Annotated in this window: 18 protein-coding genes, 2 tRNA genes and 1 other RNA gene; 9 read left to right on the top strand and 12 right to left on the bottom strand. The window is 69.0% G+C overall.

What is annotated here, in order from left to right; all coding sequences use genetic code 11:
- Positions 1-3: 3 nt before the first annotated feature.
- Positions 4-1320 (bottom strand): hypothetical protein, encoded by a 1317-nt coding sequence (locus tag BLT19_RS12420; RefSeq protein WP_091490761.1) that lies wholly within the window; start codon positions 1318-1320, stop codon positions 4-6.
- Between the two features lie 122 nt (positions 1321-1442).
- On the opposite strand from BLT19_RS12420, the gene BLT19_RS12415 reads away from it, so the two are divergent.
- On the top strand, positions 1443-2153 hold the full coding sequence (locus BLT19_RS12415; RefSeq protein WP_091490757.1) for a DUF4191 domain-containing protein: 711 nt from the start codon (positions 1443-1445) through the stop codon (positions 2151-2153).
- A gap of 2 nt (positions 2154-2155) precedes the next feature.
- On the opposite strand, the gene BLT19_RS12410 is transcribed toward BLT19_RS12415, so the two are convergent.
- On the bottom strand, positions 2156-2557 hold the full coding sequence (locus BLT19_RS12410; RefSeq protein ID WP_091490755.1) for an RDD family protein: 402 nt from the start codon (positions 2555-2557) through the stop codon (positions 2156-2158).
- Between the two features lie 135 nt (positions 2558-2692).
- On the opposite strand from BLT19_RS12410, the gene glnA (BLT19_RS12405) reads away from it, so the two are divergent.
- Positions 2693-4117, top strand: a complete 1425-nt coding sequence (gene glnA, locus BLT19_RS12405; protein ID WP_091490754.1) for a type I glutamate--ammonia ligase — start codon at positions 2693-2695, stop codon at positions 4115-4117.
- Positions 4118-4437: 320 nt separating this feature from the next.
- Here glnA (BLT19_RS12405) and BLT19_RS12400 read toward each other — a convergent pair whose 3' ends face one another.
- The 3 genes from BLT19_RS12400 to BLT19_RS12390 are packed head-to-tail and all read right to left on the bottom strand — an operon-like array spanning position 4438 to position 9060.
- Positions 4438-7440: a bifunctional [glutamine synthetase] adenylyltransferase/[glutamine synthetase]-adenylyl-L-tyrosine phosphorylase gene (locus BLT19_RS12400; protein ID WP_091490753.1), complete on the bottom strand. Its 3003-nt coding sequence runs from the start codon at positions 7438-7440 to the stop codon at positions 4438-4440.
- Positions 7441-7451: 11 nt separating this feature from the next.
- A complete protein-coding gene (gene glnA, locus BLT19_RS12395; protein ID WP_091490752.1) occupies positions 7452-8789 on the bottom strand; it encodes a type I glutamate--ammonia ligase in 1338 nt (445 codons plus the stop codon).
- A gap of 34 nt (positions 8790-8823) precedes the next feature.
- Positions 8824-9060, bottom strand: a complete 237-nt coding sequence (locus BLT19_RS12390) for a hypothetical protein (protein WP_091490751.1) — start codon at positions 9058-9060, stop codon at positions 8824-8826.
- 84 nt (positions 9061-9144) lie between these two features.
- Here BLT19_RS12390 and ppgK point away from each other — a divergent pair, with 84 nt between their 5' ends.
- Entirely contained in the window at positions 9145-9906 is a 762-nt protein-coding gene (gene ppgK / locus BLT19_RS12385; RefSeq protein ID WP_091490750.1) for a polyphosphate--glucose phosphotransferase, read from the top strand.
- Between the two features lie 14 nt (positions 9907-9920).
- Here ppgK and rnpB read toward each other — a convergent pair.
- From rnpB to BLT19_RS12360, 5 genes are all read right to left on the bottom strand, one after another.
- Positions 9921-10311, bottom strand: an RNA gene (rnpB, locus tag BLT19_RS12380) — RNase P RNA component class A.
- 47 nt (positions 10312-10358) lie between these two features.
- The gene (locus BLT19_RS12375; protein WP_091490749.1) at positions 10359-12137 is read right to left on the bottom strand and encodes a bifunctional 3'-5' exonuclease/DNA polymerase; all 1779 of its coding nucleotides are present in this window, start codon (positions 12135-12137) and stop codon (positions 10359-10361) included.
- On the bottom strand, positions 12067-12510 hold the full coding sequence (locus BLT19_RS12370) for a reverse transcriptase-like protein (RefSeq protein ID WP_091490748.1): 444 nt from the start codon (positions 12508-12510) through the stop codon (positions 12067-12069). Before BLT19_RS12370 ends, BLT19_RS12375 begins: the two co-directional genes overlap by 71 nt.
- Positions 12507-13238 carry a zinc ribbon domain-containing protein gene (locus BLT19_RS12365; RefSeq protein ID WP_091490747.1) on the bottom strand — a complete coding sequence of 244 codons (732 nt, stop codon included), beginning with the start codon at positions 13236-13238 and terminating at the stop codon, positions 12507-12509. The genes BLT19_RS12370 and BLT19_RS12365 overlap by 4 nt, the downstream gene beginning before the upstream one ends.
- 1 nt (position 13239) lies before the next feature.
- A tRNA-Val gene (locus BLT19_RS12360) sits at positions 13240-13312 on the bottom strand.
- A 151-nt stretch (positions 13313-13463) separates the two neighbouring features.
- Here BLT19_RS12360 and aceE point away from each other — a divergent pair.
- From aceE to BLT19_RS12330, 6 genes are all read left to right on the top strand, one after another.
- Entirely contained in the window at positions 13464-16190 is a 2727-nt protein-coding gene (gene aceE, locus BLT19_RS12355; protein ID WP_091490746.1) for a pyruvate dehydrogenase (acetyl-transferring), homodimeric type, read from the top strand.
- Between the two features lie 8 nt (positions 16191-16198).
- Positions 16199-17410 carry a PucR family transcriptional regulator gene (locus BLT19_RS12350; RefSeq protein ID WP_091490745.1) on the top strand — a complete coding sequence of 404 codons (1212 nt, stop codon included), beginning with the start codon at positions 16199-16201 and terminating at the stop codon, positions 17408-17410.
- 106 nt (positions 17411-17516) lie between these two features.
- Positions 17517-18467 carry an ACP S-malonyltransferase gene (locus BLT19_RS12345; protein ID WP_091490742.1) on the top strand — a complete coding sequence of 317 codons (951 nt, stop codon included), beginning with the start codon at positions 17517-17519 and terminating at the stop codon, positions 18465-18467.
- Positions 18464-19465, top strand: coding sequence for a beta-ketoacyl-ACP synthase III (locus BLT19_RS12340; protein ID WP_091490739.1), 1002 nt, complete (start codon positions 18464-18466; stop codon positions 19463-19465). Before BLT19_RS12345 ends, BLT19_RS12340 begins: the two co-directional genes overlap by 4 nt.
- Before the next feature lie 78 nt (positions 19466-19543).
- On the top strand, positions 19544-19792 hold the full coding sequence (locus tag BLT19_RS12335; RefSeq protein ID WP_091490737.1) for an acyl carrier protein: 249 nt from the start codon (positions 19544-19546) through the stop codon (positions 19790-19792).
- Positions 19793-19888: 96 nt separating this feature from the next.
- On the top strand, positions 19889-21127 hold the full coding sequence (locus BLT19_RS12330; RefSeq protein WP_091493948.1) for a beta-ketoacyl-[acyl-carrier-protein] synthase family protein: 1239 nt from the start codon (positions 19889-19891) through the stop codon (positions 21125-21127).
- Positions 21128-21253: 126 nt separating this feature from the next.
- Here BLT19_RS12330 and BLT19_RS12325 read toward each other — a convergent pair whose 3' ends face one another.
- Positions 21254-21757 carry a DUF3145 domain-containing protein gene (locus BLT19_RS12325; protein WP_091490735.1) on the bottom strand — a complete coding sequence of 168 codons (504 nt, stop codon included), beginning with the start codon at positions 21755-21757 and terminating at the stop codon, positions 21254-21256.
- A gap of 144 nt (positions 21758-21901) precedes the next feature.
- Positions 21902-21975: transfer RNA gene (locus BLT19_RS12320), tRNA-Ile, on the bottom strand.
- Positions 21976-21991: the final 16 nt, after the last annotated feature.

Here is a 21991-nt window from a genome sequence, read left to right as displayed (position 1 = left end):
GCCTCACTGCTGCGCGACGTCGTGGACGTCGCGCAGCAGCCAGCGCTCTTCGATCCGCACGACAACGACGAGTTGTGGCGGGCTCGCGGGCTCGACGGCGTCCGCCCGCAACACCGCGACTCCCCCGAACTCGTCCAGCAAGGTCAGCGTGCGCTCCGCCGCAGACAGGTCGATCGTTCCCGGCGCCAGCGTCCGGTCGGGCGACTCCTGCACGTCGGCCAAGCACGCAGCATCCGCCCCGCATCCGCTCCGCCTGACCAGCAGACGGTCGGTGACCGCGACCAGGTCGGCCGCGTCGGAAACCTCAGGAACCGGCGCGGCGCTGGACTCGCCCTTCGAAGTTCCCGTCGCCGGATCGTCGACCGCAGTCGCACTGTCAGCCGCTGTTGGGGACGGGACGATGGATGCCCCGTCGGCCGTGGCCGGACCGTCGCCGCCCGTGGGCCAGAGCAGGCCACCCACCAGGACGACGGCGGCGACCGCCGCCGCGGCGATCCACGGGGTGCGGCGCCCGCCCGGCCGCTTGCTGCGCAGCGCGCGCCATGCGCTCGTGGTCGCCCGCGACACGATGTCGGCCCACTCGGCGTCGACGTGTCGAGCGAGTCCGGTCGCCCAGTGCGCGCGGGGCGCGGGCTCGACCGGCAGTGCAGGGTCCTCCCGGTATGCCGCGACAGACCGCGCCGCGCGCGACCCGAACACCGTCGTGCCCAGGGGGCGCGGGTTCTCGGCGGCGAAGAAGCCGGCCTCCAGCCGGTCGGCCTCTCGGCCGAGTGCGTCGGTAGCGAGCGCATCCACGGCCTGCGCGACGGCGTCGGCGAGCACGGGGACGGCATCGGCGATCGAGTTCAGCAGTGCCGCAGTCGCCTCGACGGCACGCTCGTCGGAGGCCTCGACGGCCAGCATCGGGCGACCCGCGTCGGTGAGCCACCACGCGCCGCGGAGGTCGCCGGGCTCGCAGACGGCGAGGGCCTCCGTCGCACCGCGCAGGAGGCTCACCGCGAGGTTGACCGCCTCGCCAGGTGTCAGCGCGGAGCCGCCGCGTCGCCGTCGCGCCAGGAAGTCCGCGACGCGCTCCGGCATCACCGGCAGCAGGAGGTCGTGGCCGGCGGTCTTGCGGATGACATCGAGCGGACGCACCACGTGGCCCGACTCGCTCGCCTTCCAGCCGACCCAGTCCGAGCTGAGCGCCGCCGCATCGACGATGACGCCGGTCGTCTGGTCGGCCGTGGCGACGAGGAGTCCCGGCCATGGCGACTCAGCTGCCCCCGCGACACGTCGGATCACGCGATAGCCGCTGCGCCGCCCGTCGTCGCTGTTCACGCCTCCACTCTCCGCCGCTCGCCGCCGATCGCTCGATGTCGATGCTTGCCTGTGCACAGTTCCCGTATTGGAACGGTTGGGGAGGAACAGATGCCGCGGGCGCGGAAAGGTAGGCTGGATGCATGGCAGCACGCAGTACCGCGCCCGAGAAGCGTCCGGGCTTCTTCTCGCAGATCCGCACCCTCTTCACGTTCACCCGCAAGGCGTACCCGTGGCTGCCCTGGCTGCTGGTCGGCATCTTCGTCGTGGGTATCGGCCTCGGCGTCGGCTTCGGTCTCCTGATTCCGCCGTTCGCGATCTGGAGCCTCGTGCTCTGGGGCATCACGGGCCTCATGCTCGGCATCCTCGCCTCGTTGATGACGATGACGCGTCTGTCGACGAAGGCGATGTACAAGCAGATCGATGGGATGCCGGGGGCCGCCGGACATGTGATGTCGACATCCCTCGGTCGCAACTGGCAGTCCAGCGAGATGCCGGTCGGGGTGAACCCGAAGACGCAGGAGGCGGTGTACCGCGCCATCGGCCGCGGCGGGATCGTCATCGTCGGCGAGGGCGCTCGCGGGCGGCTGACCCGTCTGGTCAACGACGAGCGGTCGAAGGCGCAGCGGGTCGCGACCGGTGTGCCGGTCCACGTCATCTACGTCGGCCACGGCGAGGACGAGGTCCCGATCGGGAAGCTCGCATCCACGGTCAAGTCCTTCCCGAAGAAGATCGACCGCGCCACGATGGCGGCCGTCATCAAGCGCCTCGATTCCGTGTCGCAGTCCCTGGCATCCCTGCCGATCCCCAAGGGCATCGATCCCACGAAGGCGCGCGCGCCCCGACCTCGCTGAGGTCAGGACCGGATGAGGACCGTCCCGGCGGCCTTGTCGTGGACGCCTCGGTTGTCCGCATCCCAGATGACGGCTGGGATGACCAGCGCCAGCAGCACGCTGCGCACGATCGGGCGCCACAGGCCTGTCCACCCGCCGGTCACCCGCTGGACGCGCATGCCCAGGAGTCGATGACCGGGGCTGCCGCCGATCGTCGGGATGAACAGCGACTGCACGATCACGAAGATCAACGTCGTCGCCAGCGCGTCGTACGAGAAGAACGCAATCGAGATCAGCACCGCGCAAGCCCAGTCGATGATGATCGCCCAGACGCGTCGACCGATCGGGGCGAGACTTCCCGGGCCGGTCTGCGGCAACCCGAGCCGTTCTCCGGGGTAGGCGCCGGGGGCGAGCTCATCTGGCATGTCTCCAGCCTAACCAGCGGCGCGTAACATGCCGGAAACAAAGGTGTCACTGCCGGGCAATGCCCTCCGGCTAGCGTTGCAGGCAAGCCTGTGCAACGGGCGGCAGTTCCCGAATGCCCTACCTCTGGAGCCTCAATGTTCAAAGATTCATCCGAGGTGCTGAAGTTCATCAAGGACGAGGACGTGAAGTTCCTCGACATCCGGTTCACGGATCTCCCTGGTGTCCAGCAGCATTTCAACATCCCCGCATCGACCGTCGACGAAGAGTTCTTCACCGTCGGTCAGCTCTTCGACGGCTCCTCCATCCGAGGCTTCGCGAACATCCACGAGTCCGACATGCAGCTCATCCCGGATGTCACCACCGCGTACCTGGATCAGTTCCGCGAGGCGAAGACGCTCATCATGATCTTCGACATCTACAACCCGCGCAACGGCGAGATCTACCACAAGGACCCGCGTCAGGTCGCCAAGAAGGCCGAGAAGTATCTCGCCTCCACCGGCATCGCCGACACCGCGTTCTTCGCCCCAGAGGCCGAGTTCTACATCTTCGACGATGTGCGCTACTCGGTCACCCAGAACTCCAGCTTCTACAGCGTCGACTCCGAAGAGGGCGCATGGAACACCGGCCGCGAGGAAGAAGGCGGGAACCTCGCCAACAAGACCCCGTACAAGGGCGGCTACTTCCCGGTCAGCCCGGTAGACAAGACTGCGGACCTGCGCGATGACATCACCCTCAAGCTGATCGAGGCGGGCTTCACGCTCGAGCGCTCCCATCACGAGGTGGGCACCGGCGGTCAGCAGGAGATCAACTACCGCTTCGACACGATGGTGCACTCGGCGGATGACATCCTGAAGTTCAAGTACATCGTCAAGAACACCGCCGAGCAGTGGGGCAAGGTCGCGACCTTCATGCCCAAGCCGCTGTTCGGCGACAACGGCTCCGGCATGCACACGCACCAGTCGCTGTGGCTCGACGGCTCGCCGCTCTTCTACGACGAGAAGGGCTACGGCGGTCTGTCCGACACGGCGCGCTGGTACATCGGCGGCCTGCTCGCCCACGCTCCGGCGGTGCTCGCGTTCACCAACCCGACGATCAACTCGTACAAGCGCCTGGTCAAGGGCTACGAGGCGCCGGTCAACCTGGTGTACTCGGCCGGCAACCGCTCGGCTGCCATCCGCATCCCGATCACGGGTTCCAACCCGAAGGCGAAGCGGATAGAGTTCCGCGCGCCGGATGCCTCGGGCAACCCGTATCTCGCGTTCGCCGCGCAGATGATGGCGGGTCTGGACGGCATCCTGAACCGCATCGAGCCGCACGAGCCCGTCGACAAGGACCTGTACGAGCTTCCCCCCGAGGAGGCCAAGAACATCCCCCAGGTTCCCAACTCGCTGCTGGACTCGCTTGAGGCGCTGCGCGCCGACAACGAGTTCCTGACGCGCGGGAACGTGTTCACGCCCGAGCTCATCGAGACGTGGATCGAGTACAAGATCGAGAACGAGATCAAGCCGATCGCTGCGCGCCCGCACCCGTTCGAGTACGAGCTGTACTTCGGCGTCTAGGCGTCAGAACAGACGAAGGGTCCTCCGCGTTCTCGCGGAGGACCCTTCGTTCGTGACGGGCAGGTGGCTCAACCCTGCTGATGGATCATCCGTCCGACGAGAACGCTGACGGGGAGCGAGAGCAAGGTCCACGCGGCGACGACCGCCGAGACCAGGATGACGATGTCCATTGGGGACACTCCTTCGAGCCGCAGGGGGCGCCGATGCACCCTGGTGCGCGCAATCGTATGGCCGCAGCGACCCGGACGACCGCGCTTTTGCGGCCGACACGATGAGAATGTCCTCATGTGGGCCGAACGTGTTCGGCCGCGAGCACGTCGTCAGCCGTAGAAGAGCTTCTCGAAGATTCGTCGCGCTCGTCGGGTCGTCCCGAGATAGTCCTCTTCCACGGCGGTGGCAGAGCGCGGCGGATAGTCCAGGAGCCGTCCGATGCCGTCAAGCTGTCGACGATCGGTCGGCAGGACGTCGCTGGTGTGACCGGACAGCAGGGTGTTGGCCGATCGCAGCCGGCTGGCCAGGCGCCAGGCGGCGCAGAGGCGCTCGCTCTCGAGGTCTGTCACGTACCCGGCTGCCTGCGCGGCCTCGAGCGCGCGCATGGTCGAGGTCGTCCGCATGCCCTCCACGGAGCGGCCGTGCTCGAGCTGGAGGACCTGTACGAGCCATTCGACGTCGCTGAGCGAGCCGGGCCCCAGCTTGAGGTGCCGTGTGCGATCCACCCCCTGCGGCAGGCGTTCGTTCTCGACCCGTGCCTTGATCCGCTTGATCTCGCGGAGGCCCTGCGGGTCGACGGTCGCCGGGAAGCGGACGTCGTCGGCCAGCGCCATGAATGCTTTGATGAGTTTGACGCTGCCCGCGACCCCGCGTGCGCGCAGGAGCGCCTGAGCCTCCCAGGACAGCGACCAGCGACGGTAGTACTCGGCGTAGGCGTCGAGCGATCGGGCGAGCGGCCCGTTGCGGCCCTCAGGTCGCAGATCGGCATCGAGATCCAGCGGGAGTCGATGGTCCTCGGAGTGTCGGCGCAGTTCGGAGACGACCCGCAGGGACAGTTCATGCGCGCGCTGCGGCTCGACGCCGTTCGGGTTGTAGACGTACATCACGTCCGCGTCGGAGCCGAACCCGAGCTCGGCACCGCCGAATCGGCCCATCGCGATGACGGCGAAATCCAGCGCGCTGTCCTCAGGCGGCACGACATCGCGCCAGACGGCCCGCAGGGTCGCCTGAATCGTGACCTCGGTGATCGTGGTGAGGGCGCCGGCGACCTCCTCGATGCTCAGCACGCCCAGCACGGCCCCCATGGCAGTGCGAAGCAGCTCACGGCGGCGCAGCGCCCGCACCGACCGCATGGCGTCCTCGATGGTGTCGTGGCGCGTCTGGATCGCCCGCGCCTCCTCCTGCATGGCGCGTCCGGTCCGCGGTCGCAGCTGCTCGTCCGAATCCAGCCAGACAGCGGATTCCGGGATCCACTCCATCAGCTCGCCGATGTAGCGCGATCCGGACAGGACGCGGGTGAGGCTCTCGGCCGCCGCGGACGAATCGCGCAGCATCCGCAGGAACCAGGGGCTGTTGCCGAGCCGCTCGCTGATGCGTCGGAACGCGAGCAGCCCGTAGTCGGGATCGACCCCGTCCGCGAACCAGCGGATCATGATCGGCATCAGGTGCCGCTGGATCGTCGCCTTCCGGCTGAGGCCGCTCGTGAGTGCGGCGATATGCCGGAGAGCGCCGGCGGGATCCCGGAACCCGATCGCCGCCAGTCGGTCATGGGCCTGGGCCTGGGAGAGGACGCGCTCCTCTTCGGGAAGGGCGGCCACCGCCGAAAGCAGCGGCCGGTAGAACAGTCGAACGTGGATGTCGCGCACTTCGCGCTTCACGCTCTCCCACAGCTCCCAGATGCCGTCGGCGGTGTCGGCGAGGCGCGATGCCCGTGCGAGCACGCGCAGCCCTTCGGGGGTCCGCGGCATCAGGTGCGTGCGAGCCAGTCCCTCCAGCTGCAGGCGATGCTCCAGCAGTCGCAGGATGCGGTAGTCACGCGCGAACGCCGCGGCGTCCGTGCGGCCGATGTAGCCGGCCGCGACGAGCGCGTCCAGCGCGTCGAGCGTGCTGCGCTGACGGATCCCGTCATCGGTGAGGCCGTGCACGAGCTGCAGCAGCTGGACGGTGAATTCGATGTCCCGGATGCCGCCAGGGCCGAGCTTGAGCTGGTAGGCGACGTCACCGGATGGAATGTGCTCGGTGACCCGCTCGCGCATGCGCTGGACGCTGTCGACGAAATTCTCGCGAGCGGCGCTCGTCCAGATCTTCGGCTGCACCGCATCGACGTACGCCTCGCCGAGGGCCGCGTCGCCTGCGATGGGTCGCGCCTTCAGCAGCGCCTGGAACTCCCAGCTCTTGGCCCACCGGTCGTAGTAGGCCAAGTGCGAGTCCAGCGAGCGGACCAGCGCTCCCTGCTTGCCCTCGGGCCGGAGGTTCGCATCGACCTCCCACAGCGGCGGCTCGATCTCCACCCCCGAGATGCCCCGCATCATCTGCACGGCCAGGCGAGTCGCGATGTCGATGACGCGGCTCTCCCCCAGCTGCCCGAGAACGTCCTCGTCCGCACCGCCGACGAAGATCACGTCGACGTCGCTGACATAGTTCAGTTCGCGGGCGCCGGTCTTGCCCATGCCGATCACGGCCAGCTTCGTCGCGGCGACCGAGTCCCGAGGGAAGAGCCCCGCTCCGGCGATTCCCGTCGAGATGCGTGTGCGCGCGACCGCGAGTGAGGCCTCCAGCGCGGCGCCGGCGGCATCGGCCAGACGCGCCGACACGGCGCGCACCGCCTCGACGGGATCGGCGCTCAGCAGGTCGTAGGCGGCGATCTGCGCGACGTACCGCCGGTACCGCACGCGCAGTGCCACCCAGGCCGACTCATCGCCGCGGTCGGCGAAACCGTCCACCGCGCCTACGGCGTCCAGGAGCCCGTCGGTCAGCTCGCCGGAGGACGGCAGGCCGGAGCCGACGCTCTGCAGGTGAACGAGCTCTTCCGGATGCCGGAAGAAGAAGTCCGCCAGCCCGCTCGATGCGCCGAAGATGCCCCAGGCTGCGCGCCGGCCCTGCTCGTGCTCGAGGACGGACCGCATCGCATCCGCATTGCGCCGCGCGACGCGGACGATCCCGGTCAGGGCCGCATCCGGATCCGCGGCGATCCCCGCCTGCGCGGTCAGGACCTCCCGATCGATGCCGACCGCGATCTCCAGCTCCGCCAGCTCGGTCTCGGCTTCGGCGAGCCGGCCGAAGCCGAGCCGCGCGAGCTCGGTGAGGGCCGAGGACCGTTCGCTGGTGGACATGCGCGAGCGGGTCAGAGCATCTCGAGGTTGCTCTTCAGCTCGAACGGCGTGACCTGGGAGCGGTATTCCTGCCATTCGCGGCGCTTGTTCAGGAGCACGTAGTTGAAGACCTGCTCACCGAGCGTCTCGGCGACGAGTTCGGACTCCTCCATGTACTCCAGGGCGTGGTCCAGGCTCGCCGGAAGCGGCGCGTATCCGAGCGCGCGCCGCTCGCTGTCGGTGAGCGACCAGACGTTGTCCTCGGCCTCGGGAGGCAGCTCGTAGCCCTCTTCGATTCCCTTCAGCCCGGCGGCCAGCATCAGCGCGTAGGCGAGATACGGGTTGGCGGCGGAATCCAGCGCGCGGTACTCGACCCGTGAGGACTGCCCCTTGTTGGGCTTGTACAGCGGAACGCGCACGAGCGCTGAGCGGTTGTTGTGTCCCCAGGTGATGAAGCTGGGCGCCTCATCTCCACCCCACAGGCGCTTGTACGAGTTGACGAACTGGTTGGTGACGGCCGAGATCTCGCCCGCGTGACGCAGCAGACCGGCGATGAACTGCCGGCCGACCTTGGAGAGCTGGTAGGTCGCGCCCTCCTCGTAGAAGGCGTTCGTGTCGCCCTCGAACAGCGACATGTGCGTGTGCATACCGCTGCCGGGCTTTCCGCTGAGGGGCTTGGGCATGAAGGTCGCGTAGACGCCCTGCTCGATCGCGACCTCTTTGATGACGGTGCGGAACGTCATGATGTTGTCGGCAGTGGCCAGCGCGTCGGCGTAGCGCAGATCGATCTCGTTCTGCCCTGGGCCGCCCTCGTGGTGGCTGTACTCGACCGAGATGCCCAGATCTTCCAGCATCCGCACCGACCGACGTCGGAAATCATGTGCCGTGCCGCCCGGAACGTTGTCGAAGTACCCCGCCGAGTCCACCGGCTCCGGGCCATCGGCGCCGAAGGAGGAGGATTTCAGGAGGTAGAACTCGATCTCGGGGTGCGTGTAGAACGTGAAGCCGGCATCGGCCGCCTTGGCCAGGGCGCGCTTGAGCACGTGGCGCGGGTCGGCGACGGCAGGCTGGCCGTCCGGGGTGGTGATGTCGCAGAACATGCGGGCGGTGGGGTCGATCTCCCCGCGCCACGGCAGGATCTGGAAGGTCGTCGGGTCGGGGTGGGCCAGCAGATCCGACTCGTACGAGCGGGTGAGGCCCTCGATGGCGGAGCCGTCGAATCCGAGGCCCTCTGCGAAGGCGCCCTCCACCTCGGCCGGCGCGATCGCCACCGACTTCAGCGTGCCGACCACGTCCGTGAACCAGAGGCGGACGAACTTGACACCCCGCTCCTCGATCGTGCGCAGTACGAAGTCACGCTGCTTGTCCATCGAATCCCCTCAGATGCCGGCTGCGGAAGCCGGGCTAGTTGTCGCCGTCGGTGCCGTCTGCGGAGCTCTTCGGCTTCGAACTGCTCCAGTCGTCGTCGCGCGACTCCTCCTCAGCCCACGCCTTGGAGCGCTCACGCAGCAGTGCGGGGGCCTTGGCCGCCTCCTCCGCCGTCTCGAACGGCCCGGCGCGATCGATCGCCGGAGACTCGAATCCCTTCTCCACCTCACCGGTGGACAGGTTGTACCAGTACTTCTCGCTGTCCTTCGTCACGCGCACTCCTCGCACCTCGAGCTCATTCCGGCCTGCGCTCTCGATCCTACTGATCGCTCGCGATGTCCTGGATAGGCTGGGCGCATGGCAACGGAGATCACACGTGCCGTCGGTGTGGACATCGGCGGCACCGGCATCAAGGCAGCGATCGTCGATCTGGCGGAGGGAACCCTGCTCAGCGACCGGATCAAGGTCGCCACCCCTGCAGGAGCGCAGCCGAAAGACGTCCTGGCAGCGGTGCAGGAAGTGCTCGGCCGGCTCGAGATCGACGATGCCAGCGTGCCGCTGGGGGTGGCATTCCCGGCGATCGTCAAGGACGGCCGCACGCTGTCGGCCGCCAACGTCTCCGACAAGTGGATCGGCTTCGAGGCGGAGAAGTTCTTCGAGAAGGGTCTCGGCCGCGACATCCATTTCGCCAACGACGCCGATGTCGCCGGCATCGCGGAGGTCCGCTTCGGTGCGGCCAAGGACGTCAACGGCCTCACGATCCTCACGACGCTTGGCACCGGCATCGGCTCGGCACTGATCTACAACGGTGTGCTCGTGCCCAATTCCGAGCTCGGGCACGTCCAGCGCGCCAAGCACGGCAAGGATGCCGAGGCCTTCGCCGCCTACTCGGCGATGGAGCGCGAGAGCCTCAGCTGGGAGGACTGGGCGGCACGGCTGCAGTGGTACTACAGCTACATCGAGTTCCTGTTCAGCCCTGACCTGTTCGTCGTGGGCGGCGGCGTGTCCAAGCACTCCGACAAGTTCCTGCACCTGCTGGATCTGCGCACGCCCATCGTTCCCGCAGTGCACCGCAACAACGCGGGCATCATCGGGGCCGCGGCGCTCGCGCTCGGCTAGCTCTCGAGAAAGGGCGAATGGGCCGGCCTGTACGCCGGGTTCTGTCCGGGGGCGCGAGCCCCGTGGACGGTCATCTCTCTCGGCGACACGTTGCCGTGCCGCTCCAGCGGCCTACCCGAGGACTCGGCGAGCCGCGTCAGCATCCTCTGTCTGGCCTTGCTCCGGGCGAGGTTTACCTTGCGAATCGTGTCACCACGATCCCGGTGGTCTCTTACACCGCCGTTTCACCCTTACCGCGGCCGACCCTTCGACAAGCTCGGGGTCCGTCGCGGCGGTCTGTTCTCTGTGGCACTGTCTCGCGGATCACTCCGGGTGGGTGTTACCCACCGCCCTGCCCTATGGAGCCCGGACGTTCCTCGGCGCGAAGCGGAGAACCGCTCGCGACGCGACCGTCCAGCCGACCCATTCGCGCTGCCCACTCTAGCCGCGCGCGCTGAGGGTCCGCCGGACGCTCAGCCCTTGTCCGCGATCCGGGAGACCCGAAGATCGAGGGGGAAGTCGATCGGGAAGTCGCCGAAGAGCAGGCGGCCGGCCGTCGCGGCGGCATCCCGCACCGCGTCGGCGGCGCGCTCCGCGTGCGCCGCCGGAACGTGCACGATCACCTCGTCGTGGAGGAAGAACGCCAGATGAGGTCGTGTCGCGAACACCGGGCCGGAGCGGGATGCTGCATCGGCTGCCCCGACCTCCGGCAACGCAGCCAAGCGCCCGCGCAGGTCGGCCATCCAGGCCAGCGCCCATTCGGCGGCGGTGCCCTGGACGATGAAATTGCGCGTGAAGCGACCGCGATCGCGCGCCCAGCGCCGGGCTCTCGTCTCGTCGGCGGCGGCGGCATCCGGCTCGCTTGCGCGTGCCTGCACTGCCTGCCACTCCGGCGGCGGCGGGGGACTCCGGCGGCCGAGCCACGTGCTGACGACGCCCCCTCCCTCGCCCGTCGCGGCGGCGGCATCCACGAGCCCCATCGCCCGCGGGAACGTGCGCCGCAGCCGTGGGACCAGGCGCCCGCTGTCGCCGGTCGTCGCACCGTACATCGCGCCGAGCATCGCGATCTTGGCGTCAGCGCGGGACGGGACGGCTCCGGTCTCGACGATGCCGGCGTAGAGGTCGCGTCCGCGCGCCGCGGCGGCCAGGGCGGTGTCGGCGGACATCGCGGCGAGCACCCGCGGTTCCAGCTGCGCCACGTCGGCGGTCACGAGCAGCCAGCCGGGATCGGCGCGCACCGCGCCGCGCAGCTGACGCGGCAGCTGCAGCGCCCCGCCGCCTGATGACGCCCAGCGACCGGTGACGACACCGCCCGGCATATACACCGGGCGGAAGCGCCCGTCGTGCACCCATTCGTCCAGCCACGCCCAGCCGTTGGCCGATTGCAGTCGGGAGAGCTTCTTGTACTCCAGGAGAGGCTCGATGACCGGATGCCGGTGCTCCGACAGCTCCCACTTGCTCGTGGAATCGACCATCACCCCGACGCGGTGGAGGGCCCTGAGCAGCTTCGGCGGAGAATCCAGACTGGCGCTCGGATCGGACAGCGCGATCCGCACGCGTCGGGCTGCGTCTTCGAGCTTGGCCGGCACCCCGTCGGCGTCTCTCTCGCCGAGGACGTCGGTGAGGATCTCGTCGTGGGCGGCCTCGTCCCACGGCAGGCCGGCCGCACGCAGTTCTGCGGCGACCAGGGCCCCCGCGGACTCCGCGGCGACCAGGAGCCTGATCGCCCCCGGATTCTCGGCGGCCTCGACGGCGGCGCGCTGGCGGCGGAACTCCGTCAGGACATCCTCGATGTCCTCCGGCAGCGACGGACGGGTCGCAGCCGCCTCGATCTCGAAGAGGGCCGGCGCCGTCGCCGGGACCTCCACGGCCGCGGCATCCCACGCCCGCGACATGCTCGGGTCACCCGGGGCACCGTCGCCGCCCGGAGTGCGCAGGATCGCATGGCACAACCGGAGGTCGTGGCAGCGTGCGACCCGGACGCCCTCGGCGAGCAGATCTGCGTACCAGGTCGGTGTGTCGCTCCACACCCACCGGAGCGAGGGCGACTCACGGCGCCGCACCCACGCGGCCACCTCGGGCGGAGCGAGATCGACACGCGTCGTCTCGTCTGCCTTCGCATCGAGGGCGACAGCGACGATCCGGTCGCCGAGACGCCCGAGCGCGATCCAGTGTGCCGGGTCAGTCGCGCCGGGCTGCGAGATCTCGGACGAAGCTCTCACGGCGATCCATCGATTCGTTGGCCGCGGCATCCGCCCTCGCGTTGGCGAGCCGCGGAACCCACTCGAAGGTGACCGCGCGCCCCGCGATGAGGGCGGCGGCCCGGTCGGCGAGCACGCGCATGTCGGGATGCTTGATCTTCCAGCGCCCGGACATCTGCTCCACGACCAGCTTGGAGTCCATGCGGACGCGCACCGCCGCGCCGGGGTCGAGGTTCAGCGCGTGCGTCAAGCCGGCGAGCATCCCGCGATACTCCGCGACATTGTTCGTGGCGGTCCCGACGTATTCGCCGATCTCGGCGAGGACGGCACCCGTCCCGGCATCGAGCACCACGGCTCCCCCGGCGGCGACCCCCGGGTTTCCACGCGAGCCGCCGTCCGCCTCGACGATCAGCTCGGAGGTCACAGACCGGACTCCTCCGTGCGGACCAGGATGCAACCGCACTCGGCGCAGGTGACCACGGCGTCCTCTGCTGCGAGACGGATCGCCTGCAGATCGGTACCGGCCAGCACCATGCGGCAGCCTTCGCAGGTGCCGCGGCGGAGCAGAGCCGCGCCGGAGCTGCGCTGCGCGACCCGGTCGTAGAGGGCGAGCAGGTCTGCCGGCACGCGCGCCGCGACGGCGACCCGGTCGCGCGTGGCCGCCTCGAACGCCGCGCTCGCCTCGGCGACCACGCGCTTGGCTTCCGCGCTCAGCGTGGAACCCTCGCCGTTGGTCTCTTCGATGACCGCCTGCTGTGCGGCGACGGCCGAATCCGCCTCCTCGAGCTGCTCCATGATGGCAAGCTCGGCGTCCTCGAGGTCGCTCTTGCGTCGTGCGAGCGAGCCGAGCTCGCTCTCGAGACCCTGGGCCTCCTTGACGTTGCTGGTGTGCGCGAGGCGCTCCGCGTCGCGCTCCCGCCGGGCGTCGACGACGGCGACGTCGGACTCGATGCGGGACAGATCCGCCTTGAGGTCGTCCCTCGTGCCGAGCAGACCGGTCAGCGCGGCGCTGAGCTCCTGACGACGGGCGATCAGCTGCTGCACCCGCGCAGCCTGCGGAGGGTTGCGGCGGAGCGTGTCGGAGGCACGGATGCGGGTGTCGAGTTCAGCGACATCCAGGAGCAGGCGCTGATCGGAGGGGCTGGCATTCACGTGGGCCCTGCCGGGATCGAACCGACGACATCCACGGTGTAAACGTGGCGCTCTACCAGCTGAGCTAAAGGCCCTTCGCGCTCAGTCTACGATCTGCCGTGACGCATCTCACCCGACGGCGGACTCGCTAGGCTGGAGGGCGGTGCGTTGTGCTCGGCGAACAAAGCCCACATCGTTTCATACGCGAATCCCTGGCACGATCTGCCAGACGACGAAAGGTCTCCCGTGACTGTCCACGATCAGGATCCGTACTCCCAGGGCACCACCGACAGTGATCCCGACGAGACCTCGGAGTGGCAGGAATCGCTCGAGCAGCTCGTCGCCGCGAAGGGTCACGGCCGCGGCCGCGAGATCATGCTCAGCCTCCTGAAGCGCTCGAAGGACCTGCACCTGAACGTGCCGATGGTCCCGACGACCGACTACATCAACACCATCGCACCCGAGAACGAGCCCGATTTCCCCGGTGACGAGGAGATCGAGCGCCGCTACCGGGCCTGGATCCGCTGGAACGCGGCCGTCACCGTGCACCGCGCACAGCGACCGGGCATCGGCGTCGGCGGACACATCTCCACGTACGCGTCATCGGCGGCGCTGTACGAGGTCGGGTTCAACCACTTCTTCCGAGGCCGCGACTCCGCCTCCGGCGGCGACCAGATCTTCGTACAGGGGCACGCATCGCCCGGCACCTACGCCCGTGCGTTCCTCGAGGGACGCCTGACCGAGGCGCAGCTGGATGGATTCCGCCAGGAGAAGTCCGCTGCGCCGAACGGCATCCCCTCCTACCCGCACCCTCGGCTGATGCCGGAGTTCTGGCAGTTCCCGACCGTGTCGATGGGTCTGGGCCCGATCAACGCCATCTACCAGGCGATGACCAACAAGTACCTCACCAACCGGGGCATCAAGGACGTCGCGGACTCGCACGTCTGGGCGTTCCTCGGCGACGGCGAGATGGACGAGGTCGAAAGCCGCGGGCAGCTCCAGGTGGCCGCCAATGAGGGCCTGGACAACCTCACCTTCGTCATCAACGCGAACCTTCAGCGCCTCGACGGCCCGGTCCGCGGAAACGGCAAGATCATCCAGGAGCTGGAGAGCTTCTTCCGCGGCGCCGGCTGGAACGTCATCAAGGTCGTTTGGGGCCGGGAGTGGGATGATCTGCTCGCCCGCGACACCGATGGTGCGCTCCTGAACCTCATGAACGTGACGCCGGACGGCGATTACCAGACGTTCAAGACCGAGAACGGCGCCTACGTCCGCGAGAACTTCTTCGGCCGCGACGAGCGCACCCTCGCGCTGGTCAAGGACTACAGCGACGACAAGATCTGGGGTCTCAAGCGCGGCGGACACGACTACCGCAAGGTCTACGCGGCCTACAAGGCGGCCATCGAGCACAAGGGCCAGCCCACCGTCATCATCGCCAAGACGATCAAGGGCTACGGCCTCGGCCCGCACTTCGAGGGTCGTAACGCCACGCACCAGATGAAGAAGATGACCCTGGATGACCTGAAGGCCTTCCGCGACGTGATGCACATCCCCATCACGGACGGGCAGCTGGAGGAGAACCCGTACCTGCCGCCGTACTACAACCCGGGCCAGCAGGACGAGACGATCCAGTACCTCATGGAGCGCCGTCGCGCCCTCGGCGGCTTCGTCCCCGAGCGCCGGTCGACCCACGTCGGCCTGACGCTGCCCGACGACTCGGCCTACTCGCAGCCGAAGAAGGGCTCGGGCACGCAGGAGATCGCCACGACCATGGCGTTCGTCCGCCTCCTGAAGGACCTGCTGCGAGCCAAGGACTTCGGTCACCGGATCGTGCCGATCATCCCGGACGAGGCGCGGACGTTCGGTATGGACGCGTTCTTCCCGACCGCGAAGATCTACAACCCCAACGGGCAGCATTACACATCGGTCGACCGCGAACTGCTGCTGGCGTACAAGGAGAGCCCGCAGGGCCAGATCCTGCACGTCGGCATCAATGAGGCCGGCGCCCTCGCCGCATTCACCGGCGTCGGGACGGCCTACTCGACGCACGGCGAACCGCTCATCCCGGTCTACATCTTCTACTCGATGTTCGGCTTCCAGCGCACCGGAGACGCGCAGTGGGCGGCAGGCGACCAGATGGCGCGCGGATTCATCATCGGTGCGACCGCCGGCCGTACCACGCTCACCGGTGAGGGGCTGCAGCACGCCGATGGCCACTCGCACCTCCTCGCATCCACGAACCCGGCGACGGTGTCGTACGACCCGGCGTTCGGGTACGAGATCGCGCACATCGTGCGGGCTGGTCTGGACCGCATGTACGGCGGGCAGCACCCGGACCCGAACGTCATGTACTACCTCACGGTGTACAACGAGCCCCTGGTCCAGCCGGCCGAGCCGGCCGGTGTCGACGTCGACGGCATCGTCCGCGGCATCCATCACATCTCGGCGGATTCCAGCGGCGGGCCGCGCGCCCAGCTGCTCGCGTCGGGGGTCGGGGTGCCGTGGGCGCTCGAGGCGCAGAAGCTCCTCCGCGAGGATTGGGGTGTGAGCGCCGACGTGTGGTCGGTGACGTCCTGGACCGAGTTGCGCCGCGACGGTCTGGAGACCGACGAGCACAACTTCCTGCACCCGAACGAGGAGCCCCGCACGGCGTACCTGTCTCAGAAGCTGCAGGCGGCAGAGGGCCCGGTCATCGCGGTGAGCGACTACATGCATGCCGTTCAGGATCAGATCCGTCCGTGGGTCCCGCAGCGGTTCGCGACGCTCGGCGCAGACGGGTTCGGCTTCTCGGACACCCGCGCCGCAGCGCGTCGGTTCTTCAAGATCGACGGTCCGTCGATGGTCGTGCGCACGCTCCAGGCGCTGGCCGAAGAGGGGGCGGTGGACCGCTCGCTGGCCGCGCAGGCCATCGAGAAGTACCGCCTGCACGATGTCAGCGCCGGTACGAGCGGCAATGCGGGCGGCGAGAGCTGATCCGAGGCATGACCGGTCGTCCCTCCTCGATGGACAAGACGGAGACGCTCACCTGGCTGCGACGCATCTCGGGTGATCTGGCGACCGCGACGATCAAGCGGCTCGAGGACTCGCTCCCCTGGTATGCCGAGATGCCACCGGCCCGCCGCTCCGCGGTCGGCCTGGTGGCGCAGGCCGGCATCTCGTCGTTCATCCAGTGGTACGACGATCCGAAATCCACGCCGTGGATCGCGGCCGACATCTTCGCCGCCGCGCCACGCGAGCTGCTGCGCAGCGTCAGCCTCACCCAGACGCTCCAGCTGATCCGGGTGACCGTCGAGGTGACGGAGGAGCGCGTCGCAGGCAAGGGCGACGACCTCCGCGAGGGCATCCTGCTGTACTCGCGGGAAGTCGCGTTCGCCGCGGCGGACGTCTACGCCCGTGCGGCGGAGGCCAGAGGGCTGTGGGATGCCCGCCTCGAAGCGCTGGTAGTGGACTCGATCCTCACCGGCGAGACCGATGAGGAGCTTCCGAGCCGGATCGCCGCGCTCGGCTGGCACGGTCACGGCGAGGTGGCGGTGCTGGTGGGCACCACCCCTCCGCAGCTGGATGTGGATCAGCTCCGCCGGACGGCTCGGAAGCTCGGCGTGGACGTGCTCATCGGCGTCCAGGGTTCGCGCCTGGTGCTGGTGCTCGGCCGCGCCGAGCTGCCCGGCCGCGCCGACGACGACCCGGAACTGCCCTTCCCCGAGATCGCCAGAAGGCTGGAGCCGGGTTTCGGCGCCGGCCTCCTCGTGCTCGGGCCGGCCGTGCCTGCCCTGGTCGATGCCAGCCAGAGCGCTCGCGCGTCCCTCGCAGGCTTCGCCGTCGCGAAGGCGTGGCGTGGCGCGCCGCGCCCCGTCGAGGCCGACGATCTGCTGCCCGAGCGGGCGCTGGCCGGCGATCCGCTCGCCAAGCAGACGCTCGTCGAGCGGATCTACCGCCCGCTGCAGGCCCACAGCGCCGACCTGGTGACAACGCTGTGGAGCTATCTCGACAACGGACGCTCGCTCGAGGCCACCGCGCGCGAGCTCTTCGTGCACCCGAATACCGTGCGCTACCGGTTGAAGCGGGTCTCGGACGTCATCGGCTGGGACGCGACCGGCCCCCGCGAGGCGCTCATCCTCCAGACCGCGCTGATCCTCGGTTCCATCGGCACCGACACGACGCGGCGTCGCCCGCCGGCGCTGCGCCGTCCGTGAGGCGGTTCCGCGGATCGGGTGCCCTGTGCGCCTCGCACAAAGGTTCCCGGAATTCTTGTGACAGGATCGCCAGGGGCTCCCGTCGGTTCCTTGACAGGATGGAACGGTGATGATCGCCGTCTTCCCCGGGCAGGGCTCGCAGTCCCCCGGGTTCCTCTCCCCCTGGCTCGAGCTCGACGGCGCGCGTGAGGCGATGGGTCGGTACTCCGACTGGGCCGGCGTCGACCTGGTCGCTGCGGGCACCGAATGGGACGCCGAGCGGATCCGCGATACGCAGGTCGCACAGCCGCTGATCGTCGCGGCCAGCCTCCTCTCCTGGAACGCGCTGGCCGGCCGTGACGGCATCGACGGCTTCGCGGGGCACTCCGTCGGCGAGTTCGCCGCCGCCGCGGCATCCGGCATCCTCTCCGAGCAGGACGCGCTCACCCTGGTCGGACTCCGCGGACGCGCGATGGCCGAGGCCGCCGCCGCGGAGCAGACCGGGATGAGCGCGATCATCGGCGGCGATCAGGACGCGGTGGTCGACGCGCTCTCCGCGCTCGATCTCACCCCCGCCAACTACAACGGCGGTGGTCAACTGGTCGCGGCCGGCGCGCTTCCGGCCTTGGCGAAGCTGGCCGCGGAGCCCCCGGCCGGCACGCGTGTGATCCCGCTGCAGGTCGCCGGCGCCTTCCACACCCGCTACATGACTCCCGCCGTCGCCGCGCTCCGCGACGCCGCCGGTTCGGTGTCCGTCCAGGACCCGCAGCGGACCGTGTGGACCAACCGCGACGGCTCGGTCGTCGATTCCGGTGCGCGCTACCTGGACCTGCTCGTGGACCAGGTCGCCTCGCCGGTGCGATGGGACCTGTGCATGCAGAGCTTCGCGGCGGCCGACGTCACGGGTATCGTCGAGTTCTCCCCCGCGGGGACCCTGACCGGGCTCGCCAAGCGCGCGCTCCGGGGCACCCCGACGGTGGCAGTGAAGACACCGGACGACCTCGCGGCGGCCACCGCGCTGCTTCGCAGCGTCGAAGCCGCAGACGCGGCCGCCGCAACGACAGGAGACGACGCATGAGCCCCCAGCTCGTCCAGCCCACCGGGCCCGCGCACACACGCATCTACTCCTACGGCGCAGCCCGCGGAGAGATCGCCGTCCCCAACTCGGATCTCATCGAGGCGATCGACTCCAGCGACGAGTGGATCCGCCAGCGCACCGGGATCATCACGCGGACGCGCGCGGTCGAGGAGACCACCGTCATCGAGCTGTCGACGGATGCGGCGGCCGAGGCGATCGCGAAGTCCGGCCTGACGCCGGACCAGATCGACGTCGTCATCGTCGCGACGATCAGCAATCCGAAGCAGACGCCGTCGGTCTCGGCGATCGTCGCAGACCGCATCGGCGCGAACCCGGCCGCCGCATTCGACCTGAATGCGGCGTGCGCAGGCTTCTCGTATGCCGTCGCGCAGGCCGATGCCCTGATCCGCGGTGGCGCAGCGCACTATGCGGTCGTGGTGGGCGCCGAGAAGCTCAGCGATGTCGTGGACCCCACCGACCGGAGCATCTCGTTCCTGCTCGGCGACGGCGCCGGCGCCGTCGTGATCGGACCCAGCGACACGCCCGGCATCGGACCGACGATCTGGGGCTCCGACGGCTCCAAGGCCGATGCGGTCGGGATGAACGCGACCCTGAACGACTTCCGGTACGGACGCGCGGCATGGCCGACGCTCCGCCAGGAAGGACCGGCCGTCTTCCGCTGGGCGGTGTGGGAGATGGTCAAGGTTGCTCGTCAGGCGCTCGAGGCCGCCGGCGTCGAGGCATCCGATCTGGCCGCCTTCGTCCCGCACCAGGCCAACATGCGCATCATCGACGAGTTCGCCAAGCAGCTCGGCCTCCCCGACACGGTGATCATCGGGCGCGACATCGAGACCACCGGCAACACGTCGGCCGCGTCCATCCCGCTGGCGACACACCGACTGCTCGCGGAGCACCCGGAGCTGAGCGGCGGCCTCGCGCTGCAGATCGGTTTCGGCGCGGGCCTCGTCTTCGGCGCGCAGGTCGTCGTCCTTCCCTGACCCGTCGGGTCGCCGACTCTAGACTGAAGTCGGTCCCGCATCCGGGGCCGGCGAACCCAGAAAAACAAGGAGAACCCCATGGCATTCACGAACGAAGAGGTCCTTGCCGGACTCGCCGAGCTGATCACGGACGAGACCGGGATCTCGGCCGATGAGGTGGCACTGGAGAAGTCGTTCACCGACGACCTCGACATCGACTCGATCTCGATGATGACGATCGTCGTCAACGCCGAGGAGAAGTTCGGCGTCACCATCCCCGACGACGAAGTGAAGAACCTGAAGACCGTCGGCGACGCCGTCACCTTCATCACGTCGAACCAGGCCTGACCACCTGACGGGGCCCGGCCCCGATCCCGCGGCCTGCTGACGAACGTCACGGTGGGGGCGCGAGCCCCCACCGGCAACTTGATCGAGGACCACCACATGAGTACCCCACGCATCGTCGTCACCGGAATCGGGGCGTCGTCGCCGATCGGTGCCACGGCACCCGAGAGCTGGACGGCCCTGCTGGAAGGCGTCTCCGGCGCCCGCACGCTGGAGCACGACTGGGTCTCCAAGTACGAACTGCCAGTGACCTTCGCGGCCGAGGCGCTGGCCCGGCCGGACACGGTGCTGGAGCGACCCGAGGCCAAACGCCTCGACCCGGCGTCCCAGTTCGCCCTCGTGGCTGCGCGGGAGGCGTGGGCGGATGCGGGGACTCCCGACGTCGCCCCGGAGCGGCTCGGCGTCGACTTCGCGACCGGCATCGGCGGCGTGTGGACGCTGCTGGATGCCTGGGACACGCTGCGCGAGAAGGGTCCGCGGCGCGTCATGCCGATGACCGTCCCGATGCTGATGCCCAACGCGGCCGCGGCGGCGGTCTCGATGCACCTCGGCGCACGCGCGTACGCACGCACCGTGGCATCCGCCTGCGCCTCCAGCACCGAAGCGATCGTGAACGCGCTGGAGCACCTGCGCCTCGGCTTGGCCGACGTCGTCATCGCCGGCGGCACCGAGTCCGCGATCCACCCGATCACCGTCGCCTCGTTCGCCTCTATGCAGGCGCTGTCACGCCGCAATGACGACCCGAGCCACGCCTCCCGGCCATACAGCGTCGATCGCGACGGCTTCGTGATGGGCGAGGGCGCTGCGGCGCTCGTGCTCGAGACCGAGGAGCACGCGCTCGCGCGCGGCGCCACGATCTACGCGGTCGTGGCAGGCGGCGGAGTGACGGCCGATTCGTACCACATCACCGCTCCGGAGCCCGAGGGCCTCGGCGCCTCGCGGGCAGTGCGTCTCGCGCTGGAGCAGGCCGGCGCGTCGGTCGACGACGTGACGCACATCAATGCGCACGCCACCTCGACCCCGACCGGTGACATCGCGGAGTACCGCGCGCTGCTGAGCGTGTTCGGCGATCGCATCCACGACATCCCCGTGTCGGCGACCAAGGGCTCCACCGGTCACCTGCTGGGCGGCACCGGTGCGCTGGAGGCGATCTTCACGATCCTCGCCCTCCGCGACCGTCAGGCGCCGCCGACGATCAACCTCACCACCCAGGACCCCGACATTCCGTTGCGGATCTCGGGCGAGCCGATCGCCCTCGGAGACGGACCTCAGCTCGCGATCAGCAACTCGTTCGGCTTCGGCGGGCACAACGCCGTCGTCGCGTTCGCCTCCGCCTAGCCGCTCCTGGACACGAAGATGCCCCCGGGAGATCCCGGGGGCATCTGTCGGTCGGACTGATTCGCGTTCGCGGTATCCGGGTTGCCTCACCGACGACCGGTAATGACGCCTCAGCCCACGCTGTCCTCACCCGACCTTGTGGAGCCAGACCACGGTCGCGTCGTCGCTGGCGTGACGGAAGGGCTCGAGCTCCTCGTCCCACGCTCCGCCCAGAGCGACCTGCAGTTCGTGATGGAGTTCGACCGCATCGCCGGCCGCCAGTTCCATGGCGTAGCGGATGCGGTCCTCACCGATGACGATGTTGCCGGCGGAGTCGGTCTGCGCGTAGTGGATGCCCAGGCCCGGCGTGTGCAGCCAGCGGCCGCCGTCGCTGCGCGGAGTCGGATCCTCGCTGACTTCGAACCTGAGGTGCTCCCAGCCGCGGATGGCGGTGGCCAGCGCCGCGCCGGTGCCGGCGGGACCCTCCCAGTAGTATTCCGCGCGCCGACTGCCGGCCAGGACCGGCTGTTCCGTCCACTCGAAATTCACTGCACGCCCCAGGGCGCGCCCGACCGCCCACTCGAGGTGCGGGCAGAGTGCTCGTGGCGCGGAGTGGATGAAGATCACTCCACGCGCTTGTGGCGTCGCCATCAGTTCTCCGTTTCGTCAGGTGCGTCTTCCCCTACGACCTGATGCGGATTGCTGCGGCGATGTTCGGTTGTGTGGCAATTATCGCCCACTCCGGGTGCGAATGACAAGCGTGTGATTCAGCGAACCCGGAATGCACGACCTGAGTAGGGCGGGTGGGACTTGAACCCACGATCGTCGGGTTATGAGCCCGCTGCCTTGACCAGCTTGGCCACCGCCCCTCGTGCTTCGAGCCTA

Origin of the sequence: Microbacterium pygmaeum (assembly GCF_900100885.1) — a bacterium.
Lineage (GTDB): Bacteria > Actinomycetota > Actinomycetes > Actinomycetales > Microbacteriaceae > Microbacterium > Microbacterium pygmaeum.
This window is presented reverse-complemented; position numbering and strand designations above follow the sequence as displayed.